Here is a 20,351-nt window from a genome sequence, read left to right as displayed (position 1 = left end):
TCACGCACGCATTACCCGGAATCGCCTTGACCGACACCACCCCGCGCCCTTCGCCCAGCGAAAACCATCTCCTGATCAACGCCTACACGACGCATCCGGAGTCCCCCCTGCTGCCCGTCACCCGCCGCATCGCCGACAGCGGCTGCAACCTGGTGGACGCACGCCTGTCCACGGTGGGCCGCGATGTCTCGGTCACCGCGCTGGCGACCGGCTCCTGGGATTCGGTGGCCAAGCTGGAGGCCATGCTGACCCGTCTGGAGCGCGAAGAAGGCCTCAAGCTGGTCTGGTACCGCACCGAAGCCAAGCAGGCACAGTCCAACCTGCTGCCCTACATCGTGGAAGTGATCGCCGCCGACAAGCCGGGGATCCTGTTCCAGCTGGCCGATTTCTTCGACCGCCAGGGCATCACCATCGAAAGCCTGCAGAGCACCCGCTACCGCGCGATGCAGACCGGCGCGGAGATGTTCAGCGCGCAGGTCACCATCGGCGTTCCGGCGAACATGCACATCGCCGCGCTGCGCGATGATTTCCTGGAGTTCTGCGACCACCTGAACCTGGACGCGATCATGGATCCGATGAAGTTCTGACTGTTTTTTCGCATGTCCGTCACGGGCGTGCGATGTTTCATGAAGCGGTAGCGTCGAGCGTGCTCGATGTACGCTCCACCCAGGCTCTGCAAGGACCCCATGAACAACGGCGACACCCTGGACCGCACCACCCTGTCCCTCCCGCTGGAACTGTCCGGCGGTGCCCACGCCACTCTCGGCGACTTCGCCGGCCAATGGCTGGTGCTGTACTTCTACCCGAAGGACAGCACCCCGGGCTGCACCACCGAAGGCCTCGATTTCAATGCCCTGCTGCCGCAGTTCGAGCAGGCCGGCGCGGTGGTCCTCGGTGTTTCGCGCGACTCGGTGAAATCGCACGACAATTTCTGCACCAGGCAGGGTTTCCGCTTCCCGCTGGTCAGTGACAGCGATGAGGCGCTGTGCAGCGCCTTCGACGTGATCAAGCTGAAGAGCATGTACGGCAAGCAGGTGCGCGGCATTGAACGCAGCACCTTCCTGGTTTCCCCGGAAAGCCGCATCGTGCAGTCCTGGCGCAAGCTCAAGGTCGCCGGCCATGCCGATGCGGTGCTCCACGCACTGAAGGCCGCCCAGGCACAGTGACTCCCATCGCCTACTTCGTCCGCCACCTCCCTGCCCGCGTGCAGGCCGGGGTGGTTTTCCCCTGCCCGTCCACCAGGAACCGATGATGACCCGAGGCAAGCGCATCTACGTGCTGGATACCAACGTGCTGATGCACGATCCCACCGCGCTGTTCAAATTCGAGGAGCACGATGTCTACCTGCCGATGCAGGTGATCGAAGAACTGGACAATGGCAAGAAGGGCACCTCCGAAGCGAGCCGCAACGCCCGCCAGGTAAGCCGTTTCCTCAATGAACTGGTACAGGCGTCCGGGCTGGACAACCTGGCCGAAGGCATCCCGCTGCAGCGACCGAACGGCCTGCAGCTGCGCGGCATCCACAGCGCCGGCAAGCTGCGCTTCCAGACCAGCCACTTCGACGCCGGCAAGAGCTTCGGCAAGGTCATCCCGGACAACGCCATCCTCGGCGCGATCCTCGCCCTGCAGGAGGAATCACCGGACGTGCCGGTGGTATTCGTGTCCAAGGACATCAACCTGCGGATCAAGGCAGCCATCGCCGGGATCGTGTCCGAAGACTATGAGAACGACCGCGCGCTGGATGATTTCAGCCTGCTGTATACCGGCGCCACCGAACTGCCGGAAGACTTCTGGAAGCGCCACGCAAACGACCTGCGCAGCTGGAGCGACAAGGGACGTTCGCATTACGAAGTGGAAGCGCACCAAGACGAGGACTGGTATCCCAACCAGTACGTCTACCTGCCCGGCGAGGACGAGGTGGAGCTGCGCGTCAGCAAGGTCACCGGCGACACGGTCAACCTGGCGCTGGTCGATGATTTCCGCCATGGCAGCCATGCGGTGTGGGGCATCAGCGCGCGCAACCGCGAACAGAACTTCGCGCTCAATGCGCTGATGGATCCGGACATCGACTTCGTCACCCTGCTCGGTACCGCCGGCACCGGCAAGACCCTGCTGGCACTGGCCGCCGGCCTGGCGCAGACCCTGGACCAGCAGCGCTACCGCGAAATCATCATGACCCGTGCCACGGTCAGCGTCGGCGAGGACATCGGCTTCCTGCCCGGTACCGAAGAAGAAAAGATGACGCCGTGGATGGGCGCGCTGACCGACAACCTGGAAGTGCTGACCCAGCCGCAGGAAGGCGGCTCGTGGGGCCGCGCCGCGACCAACGACCTGCTGGCCAGCCGGATCAAGATCCGTTCGATGAACTTCATGCGTGGGCGCACGTTCCTGTCGCGCTACCTGATCCTGGACGAAGCACAGAACCTCACCCCGAAGCAGATGAAGACCCTGATCACCCGCGCCGGGCCAGGCACCAAGATCGTCTGCCTGGGCAACGTGGAACAGATCGATACGCCCTACCTGACCGAAACCACGTCCGGCCTGACCTACGCGGTGGACCGCTTCAAGAACTGGCCACACAGCGCGCACATCACGCTGCGTCGTGGCGAACGTTCGCGCCTGGCCGACTATGCATCGGAGGTGCTATGAACCGAGTGACGCGTGTGTTGTTGCCACTGGCTGCGGGTGCCCTGCTGGGCGCCTGCAGCACCGTGCAGGGTCCGCCCAGCATTCCCACGGCGGTCAAGACCGGACAGTCCTGGGTGGTGACCCGCCCGGTGGTGGCCGCGCAGGTACTGGACACCTGCTCGCGCCCCAGCCCAGGCCGCGATGCCGGCCGGGTGACCGGCTACTGGGCCCCCAGCCGCGTGCAGATCGAACAGCTGGAGGCGCAGTTGCCGCAGCTGGCGGGCCAGGTAAGCGCACCACAGGACTTCGACCGGCAGTACGTGGGGATCGAGGCCGACGGCCGCGAGCTGATCTACGTCAATGCCTTCAAGCTGCCTGATGGCAGCGGCCTCAACCCGGCACGCGAGGCGATGCGCGCCTGCGATGGCGGGTCGATGTTCTGGGGCGCGGTGTTCGATCCGGAACTCGGCACGTTCTCCGAGTTCCATGCCAACGGCGGCAAACAGGGCTAGCGGCGGATGCTATCGCGCAGGCGGGCGTGGCGGGGCCCTACAATCGACCCATGAGCCCGAACACGCCCGCTTCCGCCCTCACCATCGCCGGATCCGATTCCGGCGGTGGTGCCGGCATCCAGGCCGACCTGAAAGCCTTCGCCGCGCACCGCGTGCATGGCCTTTCGGCGATCGCCGCGCTTACCGCGCAGAACACCCGCGGCGTCACCGCCGTGCATGTGCCACCGATCGCGTTCCTGCAGGCCCAGATCGCCGCCTGCTTCGATGATTTCGACGTGCATGCGGTCAAGCTGGGCATGTTGGCCAACGCCGAGGTGATCCACTGCGTGGCCGATGCACTGGAGAAACATCGCCCGCCGCACATCGTGCTGGACCCGGTGATGATCGCCACCAGCGGCGCGCGCCTGTTGGAAGACAGCGCGCTGGATGCGCTGCGTACGCGCCTGCTGCCGCTGGCCACGCTGGTCACCCCGAACACCCCGGAAGCCGAGCTGCTGGTCGGCCGGCGCATCCTCGACGGCGATGACGCCGAACACGCCGCGGCACTGCTGCTGGACCTGGGTGCGGGTGCGGTACTGCTCAAGGGCGGTCACCTGCACGAGGGCAACCGGGTCATTGACCGCTTCTTCGACGGCGTGAGCAGCGAGACCTTCATCCATGCCCGGCTGCCGGTGGACGCGCACGGGACCGGCTGTACGCTGGCGTCGGCGATCGCCGCCCAGCTGTGCAACGGGCTGAGCCTGGCCAACGCCTGCGAGGCCGCCATCGATTACGTGGCGCGCGCCCTGCAACAGGGCCATACGCCCGGCCGCAGCACGGTGCTGGTGCTGGATCACTTCGGCGCTGCGTCCCACGCATGACCCTGGACGCGCACAGCACCTCGCTGCGGGCGGCCGACGGACACGCCTTCGCCCTGCTGCACTGCCTGCCCGCGCAGCCGCGAGCGCGCCTGCTGTGGCTGCCTGCGCTGGGCGTGGCCGCGCGCCATTACCTGCCGTTGGCCCAGGCGCTGGCTGCGCAGGGAATCGCGGTATACCTGCATGAGTGGCGCGGCAATGGCAGCAGTTCGCTGCGGCCTTCGCGCATACAGGATTGGGGCTACCGGGAAATCCTCGAACAGGACCTGCCGGCCAGCCAACAGCTGCTGTTCCAACATGACCAGCAAGACCGCGTGCTGCCGTGGATCGTAGGCGGCCACAGCCTGGGTGGGCAGTTGGCGTGCCTGCATGCCGGGCGTTTCCCCGCCGATTTCGAGCATCTGTGGCTGGTGGCCAGCGGAACGCCGTGGTGGCGCAGCTTCCCTGCCCCGCGCGGCTGGCTGCTGCCACTGGCCTACCGCTTCCTGCCTTGGCTGGCGCGGCGCAACGGCGTGCTGCCAGGCCGCCGGCTCGGCTTTGGCGGCAATGAAGCACGCGGCCTGATCCAGGATTGGTCGCGCGTGGGGCTGAGCAACCGCTATGCCGCCGCAGGCATGGCCGAGGACCTCGAAAGCCAGCTGCGGCTCGTGCAGGGACAGGCGCGCGCCGTGCTGATGGCCGATGACTGGCTGGCACCTACGGGATCTATGCAGGCCCTGCTGGCCAAGCTGCCCGACGTGCGGGTGACGACCTCCGTGCTGGATGCCGCCATGCTGCGCACGCGTGCCGACCACTTCCACTGGATGAAGGCGCCGCAGGCGGTTGCACAGGCGCTGTTGCGTTCATTTGACTGAAATTCTTCACAAAGGCGTTGACGGATGCAGCGGTAATCCGCATAATTCCGCTCCTGTTGCAGGGCGCCCGTAGCTCAGTTGGATAGAGTACCTGGCTACGAACCAGGCGGTCGGGAGTTCGAATCTCTCCGGGCGCACCATCAACAGGAACACCAACCCGCCGTTGGTGTGAGTAACAGGAAAATCGCTGTCACATGCGCCCGTAGCTCAGTTGGATAGAGTACCTGGCTACGAACCAGGCGGTCGGGAGTTCGAATCTCTCCGGGCGCACCAGTGACGCGATCATCAACGCCGCCGTTGATGCAGCAGTAAAAGGCAGTACACCGTGCGCCCGTAGCTCAGTTGGATAGAGTACCTGGCTACGAACCAGGCGGTCGGGAGTTCGAATCTCTCCGGGCGCACCAATATTCGAAGAAACAGCAGGCCTCGGCCTGCTGTTTTTTTTGCATGCGCCACCTGCCGCTGCGCTCGCCGAACATGGGTCGGCGCTACCGGGCTCAGCGCATCGCGTGCCACCAGGCCTCCAGCGTGCCCGGCGTGCGTAGCCGTTCGCGCCACCAGCGCAGGGCCGCGCCATCTTCGCCAGTGCGCCATGCCAGCCAGAACGTTTCCTCCGGCTTGTGCTCTTGGACCTCACGGATCACCAGTTCACCCCGGTCCACCGCCGCACGCGCGCACGGCGCCGGCAGGAAACCAAAGCCGATGCCCTCGCGCTGCAGCCGCAGCTTGCTGGCCATGTCCGGCACGCTGAGGGTTTCCTGCCCCATCAACAGGCCAACGGTTCGCGGCAACAGCCGACGCGCCGAATCGGAAACGGCGATCGCACAATGCTCCACCAGCTGCTCGCGACGCAGCACGCCAGGCACTGCGGCCAGCGGATGGCCCGGCGCGATCGCGAATACGAACTCGACGCTGCCCAGCGGCTCCACCACGTAGCCCCCACCGCTGGGGCCCTCGCCCGCCGCGCCCACCAGCAGGTCCGCGCGACGATCCAGCAGCGCTTCCCAGGTACCCGACAGGGCCTCGCCGATCAGCCGCAGGCGGGTCTGCGCCGCGACGTCACGGAAGGCCCGAATATCCGGGCCCAGCAGCCAGGTCGGGAACATCGAGTCCACCGCCAGGGTCAGTTCGGCCTCCCAGCCAGAGGCTACCCGGCGTACCCGCAGCTCCAGCTCGCGCGCCGCCCGCAGCAGGTGGCGGCCCTCATCCAGCAGCGCCCGCCCGGCCGGGGTCATCTCCGCGCGTGGCCCGACCCGGTCGAACAACTGCACGCCCAGATCCTCTTCCAGCTTGGCCACGGTGTAGGAAATGGTCGAGGGCACCTTGTGCAGCGCCTTGCCGGCCGCAGCGAACGAGCCGCGACGGTCAATGGCGTCCAGGATCTGCAGGGCGTCGAGGCTGAGCTTGAGCATTCGAAATTTTCGATGATGGCTTGCGAAACTATCCGTTTTTCAAAGCGCTAGGGCAAGCGGATACTTCTTCGCGACGGGTAACCACAGGCCTGCACGGCCACGAGGTCCCACGTCGAAACCATCGAACAAGGAGCACCACCATGATCCAGATCCGTAAGAGCGCCACCCGCGGCAAGGCCGACCATGGCTGGCTGAACTCCATGCACACCTTCTCCTTCGCCAATTACTACGACCCTCGCTACACCAGCTTCGGCCCGCTGCGGGTGATCAACGAAGACAAGGTGATCGGCGGCCAGGGCTTCGGCACGCACAGCCACAGCAACATGGAAATCATTTCCTACGTGCTCGGCGGCGCGCTGGAGCACAAGGATTCGATGGGCACCGGTTCGGTGCTGCGCTACGGCGATGTGCAGCGCATGAGCGCCGGCAGCGGCGTCAGCCACAGCGAGTTCAACCATTCGGCCGATGAGACGGTGCACTTCCTGCAGATCTGGCTGTTCCCGGACCAGGAGAACATCGCGCCGTCCTACCAGGAAACCAACTTCAGCCCCGAGGACAAGCGCGGCCAGCTGCGCTTGATCGCCTCGCCGGACGGTGCCGGAGGTTCGCTTCTGATCCACCAGGATGCACGCATCTACGCCACCATCCTGGATGGCGCACAACGCCTCAACCACACCCTGGCGAGCGGTCGCGGCGCCTATGTGCAGGTCGCGCGTGGCCAGCTGCAGGTCAGCGGGATCACCCTGGAAGCGGGCGATGCGCTACAGGTGCGCGACGAATCCCAGCTGACACTGGAAAACGGCAATGATGCCGAGGTGCTGGTTTTCGACCTGGCGCTGTAATGCTCCGCATCACCTGACCTCTCGTGGCCTGCAACACGGCATGACGGGTCAGGCGGTCGCGCAGCATGAAGCCGACGAGGCGGCATCAAGAGCGAAAAAAAAAACGCCCGCAGACAGTATCTGCGGGCGTTTTCATATATGGCGGAGCGAGAGTCCGTGGCTGCGCCCTTCGCAGGCGTCCGCTTCTCTTCGCCAAACAGGTCTCATCCCTTGAGACGCCTAGGTCTCACTATTCGCAGAGATTCGCTAGCCTTCGCTTCAATCGGCGGCCGGCGGGCGGGTACATGGATGGGTAGAGGAAGAAATGGCAGTAAAGATGAACCGCCTGACGGCGCGCCGCGTGGCCACAATCACTGACCCTGGCTATCACGCTGACGGCGCAGGGCTGTACCTGCAGGTCACCGCTTCTGGGGCGAAGAGCTGGGTGCTCCGCTACCGCTTCGAGGGTCGCCGGCCAGAAATGGGTCTCGGGCCCCTGCACGTCATTGGCCTGGCCGAAGCACGTGAAGCAGCGGCCGCTGCCCGCACGATGATACAGGCTGGGACCGACCCCCTCGCTGACCGCCGAGCTGCGTCGGTCGTCGCGGCAGCGATACCCACGTTCTGGGAGGCAGCAGAAGCCTATATCCAAGAGCGCCGCTCCGGCTGGTCAAATCCCAAACATGCCGACCAGTGGACGAACACGCTGGAGGCCTACGCCCGCCCCCTGCTCGGCAACATGCGCGTTGATCGCATCGACACTGATCACGTGCTTGCAGTGCTTCGGCCGATCTGGACGGTTAAAACCGAGACCGCCAGTCGGGTGCGGCAGCGAATTGAGGCGGTCCTTGACGCCGCCACCGTCCAGCGCAAGCGTAGTGGTGAGAACCCAGCTCGGTGGAAGGGACACCTGGCGATGATCTTGCCCAGGCCCACCGCGGTGACCAAGGTGGAGAATTTTGCTGCCCTTCCCTACGCCGCGCTGCCCGGTTTCATGGCCGAACTGCGCGATCGCCAGGGTGAGGCTGCGCGTGCCTTGGAGTTCACGATCCTAACAGCAGCACGAACGGGCATGACGCTGGGGGCTGTGCCGACGGAACTAGACATTTCCAATGGAACATGGACCGTGCCTGGCGAAAGGATGAAAGCAAAAGTTGAGCACACGGTCCCGCTCTCAAAACCGGCCCTCGCAATCGCAGAGATGAGGTCCAGCGGGAAGCTGTTGTTTCCCAACGATCTGAGCGGGGAGCCACTGAGTGAGAACGCCATGTCAGCCCTGCTGAAACGCATGGGCTTCGGCCATATTACCGTCCACGGATTCCGGTCCACGTTCAAGGACTGGGCTGGAGAAACGACCGAATTTCCTGATGACCTATCTGAGGCAGCGCTCGCACACCGTATTCGAGACAAGGCCAAGGCAGCCTACAAGCGAGGCACGATGCTCGAAAAAAGGCGCAAGATGATGGAGGCGTGGGCTGATTACTGCGGATATTGAAGCGGGTTATACGCACTTGACCGTAAGCGTGAAACCTACTGTTCGGGGTCTTCTCGAAGCAGCCCACCTTCCACAGGAACCGGCCGGCCAAGGAACAAGTATTTCGGCTTGCCGTCGCCAACTTTGGTAGTCCTGACGTTGATCGACGAGCGGACCATCCGGGTCTGATGGAGGTCACTCAGATCCCCTACTGATCGGTCTACCTTACCCCTGATCACCTCGCCAACTTCCGTACGGAACTCAATTGAGCGCGTGACCGGAAGAACGCCCAGCAATGCGCCATACAGCACTTCGTCAGCCTCAACGATGTTCTCATCGCTAAGCCTAGCGACACTCTGCAGGACCTCGAGATGATTGTTAAAAGTGAAGGTTCTACGTTCTGTAGCAACGGTGCACAGAGCCCCGTGGGCGGCTAGAACATCAGCAAATGAGCGGACCGCGACGATAGCCCGGCGATCGAGATCAACAGCCACCTCGGCGAGAGCATCATCCTCTTCAACCGATGATGCCTCTAACAGCGCAATGGCCTTCGAAACCGCGTCTTCCACGTTGCCGCCTTCGATTAATGCCGGATTCCTGCCTTCCAGCTCAAACCCAAAGGAACCAATCGCAGTCCCGGTGATCAGCATGTCGAAGTCCTCTCGAGCAGTTACCGGCCCCCGCGGAGCCAAGTTACCTCGAAGGGATGCGCCAACTGCCGAAACTGCATCGCTGAAAGCAGCAACGGCCTTTGCACCGAATGCCGCCGATATGCCATAAGTGCCGACGACCGGTGATCCTTTGAACGTAAGCTGGGACTGGAAGTGCGTCGCTGGCGCCGCATCGATCTTTGCGATCAACTCCTGGCGTCGCCGCTCAAGGCCAAGCCTTGAAAAGACGTCATCATCACCGACCAACTCCAAAAGCCGGCTAACCTCTGCAATTTCACTTCGAACTGATTCTTTCTCAGAGTTTCTCACGGGGCTACTCCGTTCGCCGCCAGCAAGCCGGACGCCACGCCATCGTAGGCAGGATCTAGGTCAACCTGCAAAAACCCTTTCCACGCACCGCTTCGCGTGTGGCCCCAGACCCCAGACCAATATGCGGACTGAGCAACGAGCAAGTGAGGCGACGTATCAAGGCTCACGACATACGCGTCACACATAAATGTTTGTTTGGCAAGATTGGCTTCGAAAAGTTCTGGATGAGCGGCCACAACCTGACCTGGATCCACGTGAGCGGGAACCCTTACGAACGTAACGACGTCGATGTCTCCCGGCGGCCTTCCCTCTAGCATCTCGACATCCGAGCAAAAGCTACCATCAATCCACTGGAAACCTTCTTGCAAGCCCACCGCGTGAAGCCCAGCCCTATACTTTAGAAGCCCCTCCACAATCTGACGTCTTGCTTGCGTGCCCACAAGCTGAGTCGCCAGGTCTGCAACTGTCACTTTGTAGGGGGAACGCGGATTCGCGGCCACAGGAGCATGAGCGTCATGTGGCGGAAGAAAACCAGACGAAGTCCAAGCAGGGATTGACAATTTGACGTCCGGTGTCGTACCAAAGCTTAACGGTACTGCATCGCATACCTGACGGCAACTCAGCGCAGCATCCATGCTCGAGATCCGCGACCCTCACCCGGCTCCGAAGCGCTTTGCGCCCGCCGCGTGCAGCCTCCTCCGTGCGCTCGGATATGGCAGTATCAGACGTAGCCGCAGTCGCTGACCCTTGGCTTTTACTAGCCCCGCATCCGAATTTCCGAATTAGTGAGCCTATCCGAGATGGCGACGCACGAACTTACGCAACCGGCTTTTGACTACATCACCACGGAGAGCTACAGAAAGCTGCTCACGAATGACCACGAGGAGCTTGAAAAATGCCTATCAAGCGGGGCGTGGAAAGCAGCTCTGGTGTTGGCTGGCAGCATCGTTGAGGCCTTGCTGGTTGAGCATCTGGAGTGGGTAGGAACGAAGAAGGGGGAAAAAAGTCCACATAACATGACTTTTGACCAAGCGATCGATGCATGCGTGGGTGCCAAACAGCTTTCGGAAACAACTGGAAAGGTTTGCGGCGCAATCAAAGACTACCGCAACCTGATTCATCCCGGTCGGATATTGCGCAATAAGGGAACAGCGCCCGACCAGAGCAATGCAATGATTTCTGCCGCGCTGGTAACTAAGATTGCCGGCGAGATCTCGTCTGTTCGCAGTGCTCAAAGCGGACTCACTGCTGACCAGCTACTCAGAAAGATCGAGACAGACAGTGGATGCATGCCGATCCTGGTTCACTTGGTGCGCGCCATGCGTCAATCGGAGACTGAGAGACTGATCGCCAGCGTCCTGCCCGACGCATACACGAAGCATAGTCTCGATGATTCGCTCTACTTGGTCGATCGCTCTGTTCTTTCAAGAATATCGGGAGCGTATCGGCTAGCTGTTGAGCAATCCCCGCTGGCGATCAAGCAAGCCGCAGCGAAGCAATTTAAAGACCTTGTACATGACGGTGCCGAGGCGGAGATCATGCTTTTCAGTGAGGCCTTCTTCCGCCCAGCTGACATCGAGCATCTCGAGTCGGAGGATCGGAGCATCGTAATCGATTACCTAATCGGCAACGTTGTTGGACGGACCGATGGAGATTTCCGTCAGACCCAGGGTTTAGCACGCTTTCTCAGCCCTGAACAGGTTGGAGGGTGGCTTAGCGCTTCTCTCAAGCAAGTGCTAACTAGCGAGGCAATGCCAAATGCAACGCAGTACTTGACCTTTGAGCTTCCGACTCTGCCCGAAGATACTAAGCCGAAAGCGACCGCGCATTTAAAACAGCTCGCGCGCGCACATAAATCGAGAGGTAACACCAAGTACCAATCAACTCTGACAGAGCTAATGGAGTGGGTTGATTTCCCTTTCTGACACAACTACCTGTCCATAGTTCGAACGTCTTCCCCCCAGGCAGCAGCCCTGATTGGGCTAAGCGGATGATTGGAGCGGAAAACCGACCTTCGGCGGCCGCGCCAAACATGCCCTTCCACGCCCATATAGATCAGATAGTTACAGTCTCATAGGGTGACACTTCGCAGGCGCCAGCGGGGTCAAAGCGAGCGGCAATCTGCCTCATCGTCGCCGCCTCGGTCCGCAGGCGATCAGCGCTTCTGCGCCTCCGCGCACGTGCCTCCCACCCTCCGTCCTTCTCCCGCTCCAACAACTTGGCCTGTTCTTCGAGCGAGGCACTGCGTGCGCGCGCCCAGCGCGCCTTGCTGATGTTCGTATTTGCCATGGACCTATGGTGATGAGGTGCCGTCGCATGAACCGATACGCAGGCAACGGCAGCTGACTGCGTCAGTGGTGCCCCATCACGTCGCCTGGGTCCAGCTGCTTCCCCCTGCCCCGCAGCACGACGTGGTCCTGGATCCACTGCAGCTTCTTCGCCACCTTCCGGCGCAGCACCTGCTCATGGCGCAAGGCCCATAGCTCGCACCCGCGCCGGCCGGCATCGAACGAGCTGCACGGCCTGAGCAGCAGCGGGGCATGCAGCCCATCCTCGGGATTCAGCCTAGCCAGCCACGACCCGTCGACACGCTGCTGCATCGAGGCCACCTGCACCCCGTGCAGGAATAACCCCGTCGGCAGCGTGTCCAGACGGCACCGCGGCTTCCAGCAGAAGCCTTCGGGCATCGATGTCAGGGTCTGTGTGTCGGCATCCATGGGGCCGGAGCATAGGCCGGGCCAGTCTCACGGGCCGATACCATCCGCCCCCCCTCAGGGGGCCAAGGGCCGGTCGACCCAGTGGGGAACCGTGAGACGCGCCAAACGCTCAACGCCAGACTCCGGCTCTCCCTCGTCCCGAGACTTCCGCAGCACAAGCCGTGACCAGTCAGCGTCGGCCACGCCGTGGATATCCGACGGCTCCGCCGGCAATAGCTGCATCGACCAGTACGGGAAAAAGCGCCGGCCAGGAAAGCCGCGCCCCAGCTCGGCCAAGTCGAAGTGAGAGCGGGAGTTCTGCACCCTGGCGAAGACTACTGCCATGCCGTCTCGAGGACCTTCGAGGTACTGTAAAAATCGACTGCCGTCGAAAAGCAACAGTCCGGTCACTCCTGCTTGCACATTGAAGGCTGCGGCAGAGCGCGCCAGCTGGTCGACGGCATCGAGCCCAAGCGCAGGGCTTGCCCGACTGGTGTACGAGATAGCCTGAATTGGCACAGCGGTCCCTGAGCTGGCGTGAGCGAAATGCAACAATCCCCTGTGCTTGCTGTGAGCCTGCCCGTGGTTAAGCTAGAGGTCAATTTAATGGCTCGTGCCTAGTATGAACTAGTCATCATTACGACTGCGGATATAGATGCAGCCCGGCATCTCCCCGGGGGAGTCATCCTCATCTGCCCGAGCTGTGGCGCCCGGGAGGCGGTTGCAAATGCCGGACTTGGCAACCAGCCCAAAAAGGCTTGATCGCTCGCGCATGAGCGAGCGTGCCTAGGCCTTCTCGGTAAGCGTAAGCATGTGATCCACCGCAGTGGGCCGCGCGACTGTTCCCCTCCGCACGAAGCCGTTCCAATCCCCCGAGGCAATCTGGCCGAGGCTTGAGCGGTCAGCGCCGATGAGCATCATTGACCAGGACGGATAGAAGCGAGCGCCGACGATCCCCCCGGCTAGCAGCATTATCTCTTTGTGGCTGGTGGCACCACATACACGCCGGAAGGCAGCTTCTACGCCGGCCGCGGGCCCCTCTAGGTACTGCAGGAATCTCTGCCCATCGAACAGGAGGATGCCGGTGACATCAGCTGTCGCGTTGAAATTCGCGGCATCCGAGACAAGTGCATCCAAGTCGTGCTCGCCCAAGCGTTCGGACTTTTGACTCACGTAAACCAGAGCTCGAACTGGCATCACCACCTCCCTAGGGGGGCCTCCACGATACGCACTCGGCAGCTATGCGGTCGTGACGGCTGCTACAGCATGCTTTCGCAGACAGCTCACAATCGGCGCGTTAGACAAGAGCCATGTGCGGCCGATTCGTCCAGACCCCGATATTCAAACCTGACCAGCTCGGCCTGCCCGACTTGGCGCAGGACCTACTCGAGCTGCCGCCCAGCCACAACCTGGCACCGACCCAGCGCGCGTCGGTCATCCTCGATCGCGGCACGGGCCGCCAAGTCACCCGGCTGGCATGGGGTCTGCTGCCCTTCTGGGCCAAGGCCAAGGGGCTGCAGGGCTCGACCATCAACGCCCGGATCGAAACCGTGGCCACAAAGCCGGCGTTCCGGACTGCGTTCAAGAAGCGCCGTTGCGTGGTGCCCATGGCCGGCTACTACGAATGGTCGGTCAGCCCCGAGGACGGGAAGAAGGATCCGTGGTTCCTGCACGCGGCCGGGCCGCTGCTGGCTGCCGGCCTGTGGGAAGACACCAGCCCTATCCTAGCCGAGGGCAACCTCGGCACCTTCACCATCATCACCGGCGACAGCAGCGGCGTGTCAGCGGACATCCACGACCGCATGCCGGTGTGGCTGCAACCTGACCAGGTGGACGAGTGGATGGCCGCGGAACCCGACGACGCCCTGGCGATGCTGCTGGCCAGCGAGGCTCCGGCGATGGAGGCCTACCGCGTCAGTCGCGCGGTCAACTCGCCCAGGAACAACGTGCCGGATTTGCTCGCGGCCGTTGCGTAGGCGTTGCCAGGCCCTTACGCAGCCTCTTCGACCGGATCAGCTGGCGCCTGTGCCTCGGCGTCCGGCTCCTCGACCTTGACCGCCTCAAAGCGGTAGGTGGAGCCGACCTCGAGCGGGGAAGACACGGCCAGCGGCACCGTCATGGTCAGCTGGGGCGCCCCGATACTGGCCTCCGGCAGGAACTGCAGGGTGGCCACGCCAGGCTGACTCGCGGACTCGGTACGCTGGTTCAACGTGGCCGCGAAGCTCATGGCGGTCGACGCGCCACCGGTGCCGCCTTCACCTGGTTCAACCTTCACGGCTGTCCAGTTGTAGCGGGCGCCGACCTCCATGGCTGCGGCGGTCGCGGGTGCAGTGGAGAGGGTGAGCTGCTGCGTGCCGATGGCCTGCTGCGGGACGAACTGCAGGATGACCACGCCACGCTGGCCAGCGCTCTCGGTGCGGAGGTTCAATACGGTATCGAAATTCATGTGTGCCACCTCTTGGAAAAGATGGACCGCGCACGCGCCGGCGGCCCTGCAGCGTTACTGCTCGATGGAAACCAGCGACAGGCTCTGGGTGACGTTCTGCGTATCAAAGGAGCCCGACTGGTGGGTAACGGTTCGCTCGCCGTAGTCGGCGACCACTGCCCGGTAAGTACGGCGAGCGGTGCCGTCGCTCTGGTCGTTCAACGTGTACGACCCGGACCAGTACGACTCGGCGCTGTCACTGCCGTCGAGCTGGTTGAAGATGTTCACGTCACCGCCCACCGTGAACTGAACCCACAAGCCTTCGCCCTGCCCTTCCACCTGGCGGAACACCTGGATGACGGCGTAGTTGGAGCCCCCGCCGGCGACGAACCCGGTGTTGCCACCTGCCCACTTTGTCCGGCTGATGTTGCGCTGGAAGCTGACCACGACGTTCTTGTTGCCGCCGTTGGTGTCGAAAGGCCCCACCTGGACGTTGTTGCCCACGGTCTGGATGCTGGTGGACTGGTTGGCATTGCGCCGCACACCGGCCGCCAAGGCGCCGCCCCAGTAGGCATTGCCGTTGACGTCCATCCACATCGTGGCAATGCCCTTGCTGGCATTGCCGGCGCCGACGTTGGGACCGAAGTAGTCCATCAAGCCGTCGGGGCCGAACCCGTTGCCCACGATGCGCTGGACGTTGCCCCGCCAGACACGGAGATAGCCGTCGCGCAGCTCCAGCCCGTCAACCGCGCCTGGGCTCAGGACATTCAGCACGCTGGCCAGCAGGTTGATCTCGCTGGTCGTGCCGCTGTTCTTCACCTGCATGCCGCTGACGTTGCCGTTCACGTCGGTCATCAGGTTGATGCTTGCATGGTCCTCCGAACCGCCAGCGGACCAAGGTGACGGCTGGGTCTGATTGTCGGGAACCTGTTCCAACATCGGGCGAACAGCCCACAAGTACGGATCGCCACCGAAGTCCGCGTGAGCCCGGGCACGCCAGCCCATGCGGACGGTGCGCGTGGTCGGTGGTGCGATCTGTGACACGAACTGGCGCGGCATTTCGGCCAACGACGGGCTGCCGCCCAATGAGTAACCGACTCGCTCAGGGTCGGTCCACTCGCCCACGTTGTTGCCCGCATTGTCATAGAACGCGAGATAGCAGCACGTAGCGCAGCGATGGCCATTCAAGTACACCGATGCGATGTAGCGCTTGCCCGGCTGTGCGGCAATCACATTTTCGTTCGCCACCAGACCGAAGCGGCTCTGCCCGGCGGGCGGGAAACCCGGGCCACGAAATCCCAAGCTGTTCATTCCCTTGGGCCAGAATCCGGGGTCAAGATAGTTCTTTTCGATTTCCTGATAGAAGCCGTTGTCGTTCCACAGGAAGCCCCACGGCTTGCGCCCGCCTTCGGAGAATGACGCGTTGGTCAGCAGGTTGCCGCCACCGGTAATGTTCGCGCTGACCTTGGCGTCCAGTTGGATAAGCGCCGAAGAAGAGGCCTTGCCGCCGACCTCTGCCTGCACCTGGTTAATCTGCGTGGTGTGCGCGTTGAGCACGCCGTCAGCGGCCTGTACCCACGCGTTGGTGGCCGACAGGCCACTGGCAGTAGCATCGGCGACCGAGCGAGCTGCGGCCGCGGCAGCAGCCGCATCGGCAGCGGCCTTGTCCGTCACCGCAACCCACGCAGAGCCGTTCCAGCGCTTGGGCGTGTTGGCATTGCCCGTCGTGTCGATCCACAGGTTCTGCGCCAGCCGATCCGCCGCAGCCGGCGCGGCGGCCTGATACAGCACCTTGCCCTTGGCCCCGGCCGCGTCAGCTGCAGCCTGGGCAGCAGCCTGAGCCGTTCCGGCCTTCGCGTCGGCGGCGCCGGCAGCGGCGCTGACCGTGGTGATGGCCTGGCCCTGCGCGGTGACGACGCTGTCGATCAGCGTGACCTTGCCGTCAAGCGTGCTGGTAGCCTGCGCCGCCGCCGTGGCCGTCTGCTGGGCGTTGTAGGCCTCTGTCACATCCATCAGCACGAAGTCATCCCACAGCAGCTGCGTGGCTGCCGTGGTGGCGGCTGCGCTGTTCAACTGCAGGACCGCGCGGTTCTTCCCGGCTGCCACCCGCAAGTAGCCGCTGACCTTCGTCCACTCGGTTTCAGAAATGGAACTCAGGTTCAACGACTGGAAGGGCGGGTAGGTCTGCAACGCGCCGTTGTCGCTCAGCTGGAAACGAAGCTGCACCGTGCCCGCTGCCGGGCCTACTCGCTTGGCCCACGCTTCGCAGTAGTAAACGCGGTCAGGCTGAACTTCGAAGACTTGGATTTGCGTGCTTCGAACATTTGACGCGAAGCTCAGCTGCAGTGCGTTGGCCCCGGTGCGGCCGCCGGCCACGCTGACTGCCCAGGAGTGGATCACAGTACCGACCGGGCGCAGCTCGAAGCTGCCGTCTACGACCATGTTGCTGCCAGAGCGCAACGCGCGGTCCAGATTCACGTTGGCCGCGGCAAGATCGACCTGCACATTGGTGATCGAGTTGCCCTGAGCGGTAACGGCGCCCTCCAGGCTGGTGACCTTCGTGGAGAGGCCGCTGGTGACGGCCGCATTGGCGGCGAGCCCACTGCTGATCTCACCCGCCGATGGCGCGTAGCCCGTGGCCACCTCGCCAACCTGCCCCTGGACGTTGTCCACTTCGAACCACTGGTCTGGGACATTGGCGCCGTACACGCGCACGTAGCACTGCACGGTGACCGCGCCGACCGGAGCCGTCACCACCAGCTGCTTGCGTTCCCAGTTCTCGGTGACCACGTAGGGCTCGCCGCCGGGCGTGCCGCTGTATACGGACGTGCCGTCGGCCCTGAAGATGCGCATCTGCAGGAACACACGCACGCCAGGGGTGCCGCGCACGTAGGCGGTGAGCACGAACTTCTTGCTAGCGTCGATGCGCGAAGGCTGAACGCTTCCATTGCTGACGGTCTCGTAGTAACCCGAGGTCGGCAGGTTGGCGATGTCCCAACGGTAGGCCTTCGTGCTGTTGGGCAGAATCGAATCCACGAAAGTGCGCGCAATCGTGGCGCTTCCTGTGCCTCCACTTCCGGAGGTCCAGCCGGCACTGCTCCCAAGCCCGTTGGTCCCGTCCCAGCTGCTGTTGCCGATCTGGTTGTCGCCGCCGATGTTGCCCAACTGCGACTGCACGGCAGTCATCGCCGCGCCTTGGCTGCTGATCTGGCCATCGTGGACGTCTACACGCCCCGTCAGGCTCTGCAGGGCCGCGTTGGACGCCTTGCCCGCCACCTCCTGCTGGGTCTGGGTCAGCGCCGCGCCCTGGGCCGTCACCTGGCCTTTTACGTTGGTCACCTCCGTGGTGAGCGCGGCGGTGGACAGGGCATTGGCCGCAACCCGGGTCTGCAGGTCGCCGATGCTGCCTGGCGTCTGCACCACCACGTCATCGATCAGCACATAGGCGCTGGTGAGCGGACGGATGCTGCCGGCGGCAAAGCGCAGATAGAGCTGCTGCGGGTTGAAGGTGCTCGGAACGGTCCAGGTGTAGGACCGCGATGCCCACGCGCCGCCGACCGCATTGATCCAGTTCGACCAGCTCTGCACCCACCCAGTCGGGTTCCCCAGGCTGGGAATGAACCCAACGGTGACCGAATCCGTGCCCGTGATGTCGTCGCTGCTCTTGGTCCTGAAATTGACCGTGATCGCGTCGCCGGGGTTGATGGTGATCGGCGTCGTGTTCGCCACCCGAATAGACCCTGCGCCGGAGCGCAGCGCCTTCTCCAGCGGGTCCCAACTGAAGCTGCTCCCCGAGCCGGAAGCCGCCCAGCTGGAAGTGTCAACGTCGAATGCGCCATTGGGGATGGCATTGAAGCTGCGCAGCACGCCGTCCAAGCCACTCTTGACGTTGGTGATGGACTGGGCGTTGGCGTTGTCGCGCTCGATGCTGGCCCGCTCTACATCGCTGACCGACGCTTGGCTGGCCAGCTGGCCGTTGCCCGCCGGCAGGCGGCCTTCGATGAGGCTGGTGCGCTCGGTGATGATCCGGTCGCCCTCGATCCGCGCCGAGTTGACCTGCCCGATCATGCCCTGCGCGGCCGCGGCGTCGTTGCCGGCGTAGTCGCCGCGCAACTGCACCGCCAGGGTGTTGCGCTGGGTCGCCTCGGTGGCGTCAGCGGTCTGGCGCGCCAAGGTCTCCTGCTGGACCAGCGCAACGCTGGCGCCGGGCGTCGGGCGGCCGATGGCGATGTAATCGAACAGCAGGTAGGCGGTCGCCGTCTGGTTGCTGGCCAGCGACAGCCGGATCTGCCTGACGGGCGAGGCTCCATTCCACGGCACGTTGTCCACGTCGAAGGTGGCCATGCCGTTGGCGTCGAAGTTCGGCGCCGGGATGGTCACCGACTTGGCGGTGTTCCAGGTGGTGTCCGCGTTGGTGATCCACTGGACCAGGCCCCGCCAGGTTGGGGTGCCAACGCGCTGCAGGCGCAACTTGATGAAGCGGTACGCCGCGCCGTCCACCGCAAGCGCGGCCGGCGAGGTGATGTACGGATTGCTGGCCTGGTTGGCCGGCCGCAGCCAGCCGTCCACGATGGTCGGCGTGCCGTTGCCGGTCCAGCCTTCCACGGTGGCGTCGAAGTACCACACCTGCTTGCTGTCGAACTGCGTGCCGCTGCCGGCGGCGACCGACGACACCTGCCGCGCCAGCGACTCGACATCGCTCTGCCGCGCAGTGGTCTCCACCGCGATATCGGCCTTCCATTCCAGCTTCGCGTTGAGCATCGCCTGGATCCGGGCGGCCTCTTCTTCGGCCACGTCCTCGGCCACGGCGACCACCCGGTCCCGGACGCTCTGCACGTCGGCCAGGCGTAGGGCCGATTCGTTGACCAGGTTGACCTGCGCTTGCGCGAAGGCAGCCGCCCGCTCAGCAGCCTCAGCGGCGTCACGCGCAATGCTGTCAGCGCGATCGCGGTCGATCTGCTGCTGCTGCTCGACCTGCTTCTGGATCTGCTCCTCGAGCGAGTCCTCGATACCGCCGATGACCTCGCCCAGGTTCGCCGGCAGGGTCTTGGCCAGCACCTGCATGCCGGTGGACAAGGTGCCAGCGGTGTTGCGCGACCGGCAGGCGAAGGTCCACTCGCCCGCCGGCGGCAGGACAGCCTCGAAGGCAGACGCGTGATAGCCGTCGTCGCCCAGCGGGGTCATTTCATCCCACGCCGGTGCCGCGTGCGTGCCGGCGATGTAGCGGATCTCCACGCCGGCAAAGTTGGCCGACTGGATGGTGTCGCTGAAGAAGCCCCAGGTATAGCGGCGTACACCGCCGCTCAGCTGCTCAACGTCGAACAAGTCCACCAGCACCGGCGGCGCGTCGGCGCCCCGGGTCGTGTAGATCACCGAGGCCGCCACGCCGGCGCTGCCGTCCGGGCTGTAGGGGCGCACGGTTACGGGATAAGTGCCGGCCCCCGGGATGCGCCACGTCGCAGTGCGGGTGACGGTCCTGGCCACTTCCTCGAGCGCCGCATTGCCGTCCAGATCGGAAAGCACCACGGTGTCGCCCACCGGGCCGGTGATGGCGAAGCTGGCCTGCAGCTCGGTGTACTCGGTGTCGCCCTGCACCACCTGGCGCTCGGTGATCTTCAGGTCGCTGGCCACCGGCCGGGTCTGCAGCAGGGATTCGTTCGGATCCCGCACGTACTCGCCGGTCTTCACGTAC

At 63.9% G+C, this 20,351-nt stretch carries 17 protein-coding genes and 3 tRNA genes; 13 read left to right on the top strand and 7 right to left on the bottom strand.

Going from position 1 to position 20,351, the window contains the following annotated elements; all coding sequences use genetic code 11:
- Window positions 1–26: 26 nt before the first annotated feature.
- The 9 genes from CXG43_RS10025 to CXG43_RS09985 all read left to right on the top strand — a co-directional run bounded on the left by CXG43_RS10025 (window position 27) and on the right by CXG43_RS09985 (window position 5,255).
- Entirely contained in the window at window positions 27–587 is a 561-nt protein-coding gene (locus CXG43_RS10025; RefSeq protein WP_042615184.1) for a glycine cleavage system protein R, read from the top strand.
- A gap of 99 nt (window positions 588–686) precedes the next feature.
- Window positions 687–1,166: a peroxiredoxin gene (locus CXG43_RS10020; protein WP_101099840.1), complete on the top strand. Its 480-nt coding sequence runs from the start codon at window positions 687–689 to the stop codon at window positions 1,164–1,166.
- A gap of 85 nt (window positions 1,167–1,251) precedes the next feature.
- Window positions 1,252–2,649 carry a PhoH family protein gene (locus CXG43_RS10015; RefSeq protein WP_101099871.1) on the top strand — a complete coding sequence of 466 codons (1,398 nt, stop codon included), beginning with the start codon at window positions 1,252–1,254 and terminating at the stop codon, window positions 2,647–2,649.
- Complete coding sequence (locus CXG43_RS10010; RefSeq protein ID WP_101099839.1) at window positions 2,646–3,140, top strand: hypothetical protein; 495 nt, start codon at window positions 2,646–2,648, stop codon at window positions 3,138–3,140. Before CXG43_RS10015 ends, CXG43_RS10010 begins: the two co-directional genes overlap by 4 nt.
- Window positions 3,141–3,190: 50 nt before the next feature.
- Window positions 3,191–4,000 carry a bifunctional hydroxymethylpyrimidine kinase/phosphomethylpyrimidine kinase gene (gene thiD, locus CXG43_RS10005; protein ID WP_101099838.1) on the top strand — a complete coding sequence of 270 codons (810 nt, stop codon included), beginning with the start codon at window positions 3,191–3,193 and terminating at the stop codon, window positions 3,998–4,000.
- The gene (locus CXG43_RS10000; RefSeq protein ID WP_101099837.1) at window positions 3,997–4,851 is read left to right on the top strand and encodes an alpha/beta fold hydrolase; all 855 of its coding nucleotides are present in this window, start codon (window positions 3,997–3,999) and stop codon (window positions 4,849–4,851) included. The genes thiD and CXG43_RS10000 overlap by 4 nt, the downstream gene beginning before the upstream one ends.
- A 63-nt stretch (window positions 4,852–4,914) precedes the next feature.
- A tRNA-Arg gene (locus CXG43_RS09995) sits at window positions 4,915–4,991 on the top strand.
- Window positions 4,992–5,047: 56 nt separating this feature from the next.
- Window positions 5,048–5,124, top strand: a tRNA-Arg gene (locus tag CXG43_RS09990).
- Window positions 5,125–5,178: 54 nt separating this feature from the next.
- Window positions 5,179–5,255: transfer RNA gene (locus CXG43_RS09985), tRNA-Arg, on the top strand.
- A 93-nt stretch (window positions 5,256–5,348) separates the two neighbouring features.
- Here the strand turns inward: CXG43_RS09985 and CXG43_RS09980 are convergent.
- Complete coding sequence (locus CXG43_RS09980; RefSeq protein ID WP_101099836.1) at window positions 5,349–6,263, bottom strand: LysR family transcriptional regulator; 915 nt, start codon at window positions 6,261–6,263, stop codon at window positions 5,349–5,351.
- A gap of 140 nt (window positions 6,264–6,403) precedes the next feature.
- On the opposite strand from CXG43_RS09980, the gene CXG43_RS09975 reads away from it, so the two are divergent.
- Entirely contained in the window at window positions 6,404–7,105 is a 702-nt protein-coding gene (locus tag CXG43_RS09975; RefSeq protein ID WP_101099835.1) for a pirin family protein, read from the top strand.
- Between the two features lie 316 nt (window positions 7,106–7,421).
- Window positions 7,422–8,579, top strand: a complete 1,158-nt coding sequence (locus CXG43_RS09970) for a site-specific integrase (RefSeq protein ID WP_232767721.1) — start codon at window positions 7,422–7,424, stop codon at window positions 8,577–8,579.
- Window positions 8,580–8,614: 35 nt separating this feature from the next.
- Here the strand turns inward: CXG43_RS09970 and CXG43_RS09965 are convergent, their stop codons facing one another.
- Window positions 8,615–9,538 (bottom strand): hypothetical protein, encoded by a 924-nt coding sequence (locus CXG43_RS09965; protein ID WP_157824977.1) that lies wholly within the window; start codon window positions 9,536–9,538, stop codon window positions 8,615–8,617.
- A gap of 800 nt (window positions 9,539–10,338) precedes the next feature.
- On the opposite strand from CXG43_RS09965, the gene CXG43_RS09960 reads away from it, so the two are divergent.
- The gene (locus tag CXG43_RS09960) at window positions 10,339–11,463 is read left to right on the top strand and encodes a hypothetical protein (RefSeq protein WP_101116085.1); all 1,125 of its coding nucleotides are present in this window, start codon (window positions 10,339–10,341) and stop codon (window positions 11,461–11,463) included.
- A 426-nt stretch (window positions 11,464–11,889) separates the two neighbouring features.
- Here CXG43_RS09960 and CXG43_RS09950 read toward each other — a convergent pair whose 3' ends face one another.
- The 3 genes from CXG43_RS09950 to CXG43_RS09940 form a co-directional block, all read right to left on the bottom strand.
- Window positions 11,890–12,225 carry a hypothetical protein gene (locus CXG43_RS09950; RefSeq protein ID WP_101116699.1) on the bottom strand — a complete coding sequence of 112 codons (336 nt, stop codon included), beginning with the start codon at window positions 12,223–12,225 and terminating at the stop codon, window positions 11,890–11,892.
- An 84-nt stretch (window positions 12,226–12,309) separates the two neighbouring features.
- Window positions 12,310–12,753 (bottom strand): BLUF domain-containing protein, encoded by a 444-nt coding sequence (locus CXG43_RS09945; protein ID WP_101099829.1) that lies wholly within the window; start codon window positions 12,751–12,753, stop codon window positions 12,310–12,312.
- A gap of 267 nt (window positions 12,754–13,020) precedes the next feature.
- Window positions 13,021–13,431: a BLUF domain-containing protein gene (locus tag CXG43_RS09940; protein ID WP_101099828.1), complete on the bottom strand. Its 411-nt coding sequence runs from the start codon at window positions 13,429–13,431 to the stop codon at window positions 13,021–13,023.
- Between the two features lie 113 nt (window positions 13,432–13,544).
- Here CXG43_RS09940 and CXG43_RS09935 point away from each other — a divergent pair, with 113 nt between their 5' ends.
- Window positions 13,545–14,210: an SOS response-associated peptidase gene (locus tag CXG43_RS09935; RefSeq protein ID WP_101099827.1), complete on the top strand. Its 666-nt coding sequence runs from the start codon at window positions 13,545–13,547 to the stop codon at window positions 14,208–14,210.
- 14 nt (window positions 14,211–14,224) lie between these two features.
- Here CXG43_RS09935 and CXG43_RS09930 read toward each other — a convergent pair whose 3' ends face one another.
- Window positions 14,225–14,680, bottom strand: coding sequence for a hypothetical protein (locus CXG43_RS09930; protein ID WP_101099826.1), 456 nt, complete (start codon window positions 14,678–14,680; stop codon window positions 14,225–14,227).
- Between the two features lie 54 nt (window positions 14,681–14,734).
- Window positions 14,735–20,329, bottom strand: a complete 5,595-nt coding sequence (locus tag CXG43_RS19285) for a hypothetical protein (protein ID WP_232767717.1) — start codon at window positions 20,327–20,329, stop codon at window positions 14,735–14,737.
- Window positions 20,330–20,351: the final 22 nt, after the last annotated feature.

This window comes from Stenotrophomonas sp. Bg11-02, from assembly GCF_002836635.1.
In the GTDB taxonomy this organism is placed as follows: domain Bacteria; phylum Pseudomonadota; class Gammaproteobacteria; order Xanthomonadales; family Xanthomonadaceae; genus Stenotrophomonas; species Stenotrophomonas lacuserhaii.
This window is presented reverse-complemented; position numbering and strand designations above follow the sequence as displayed.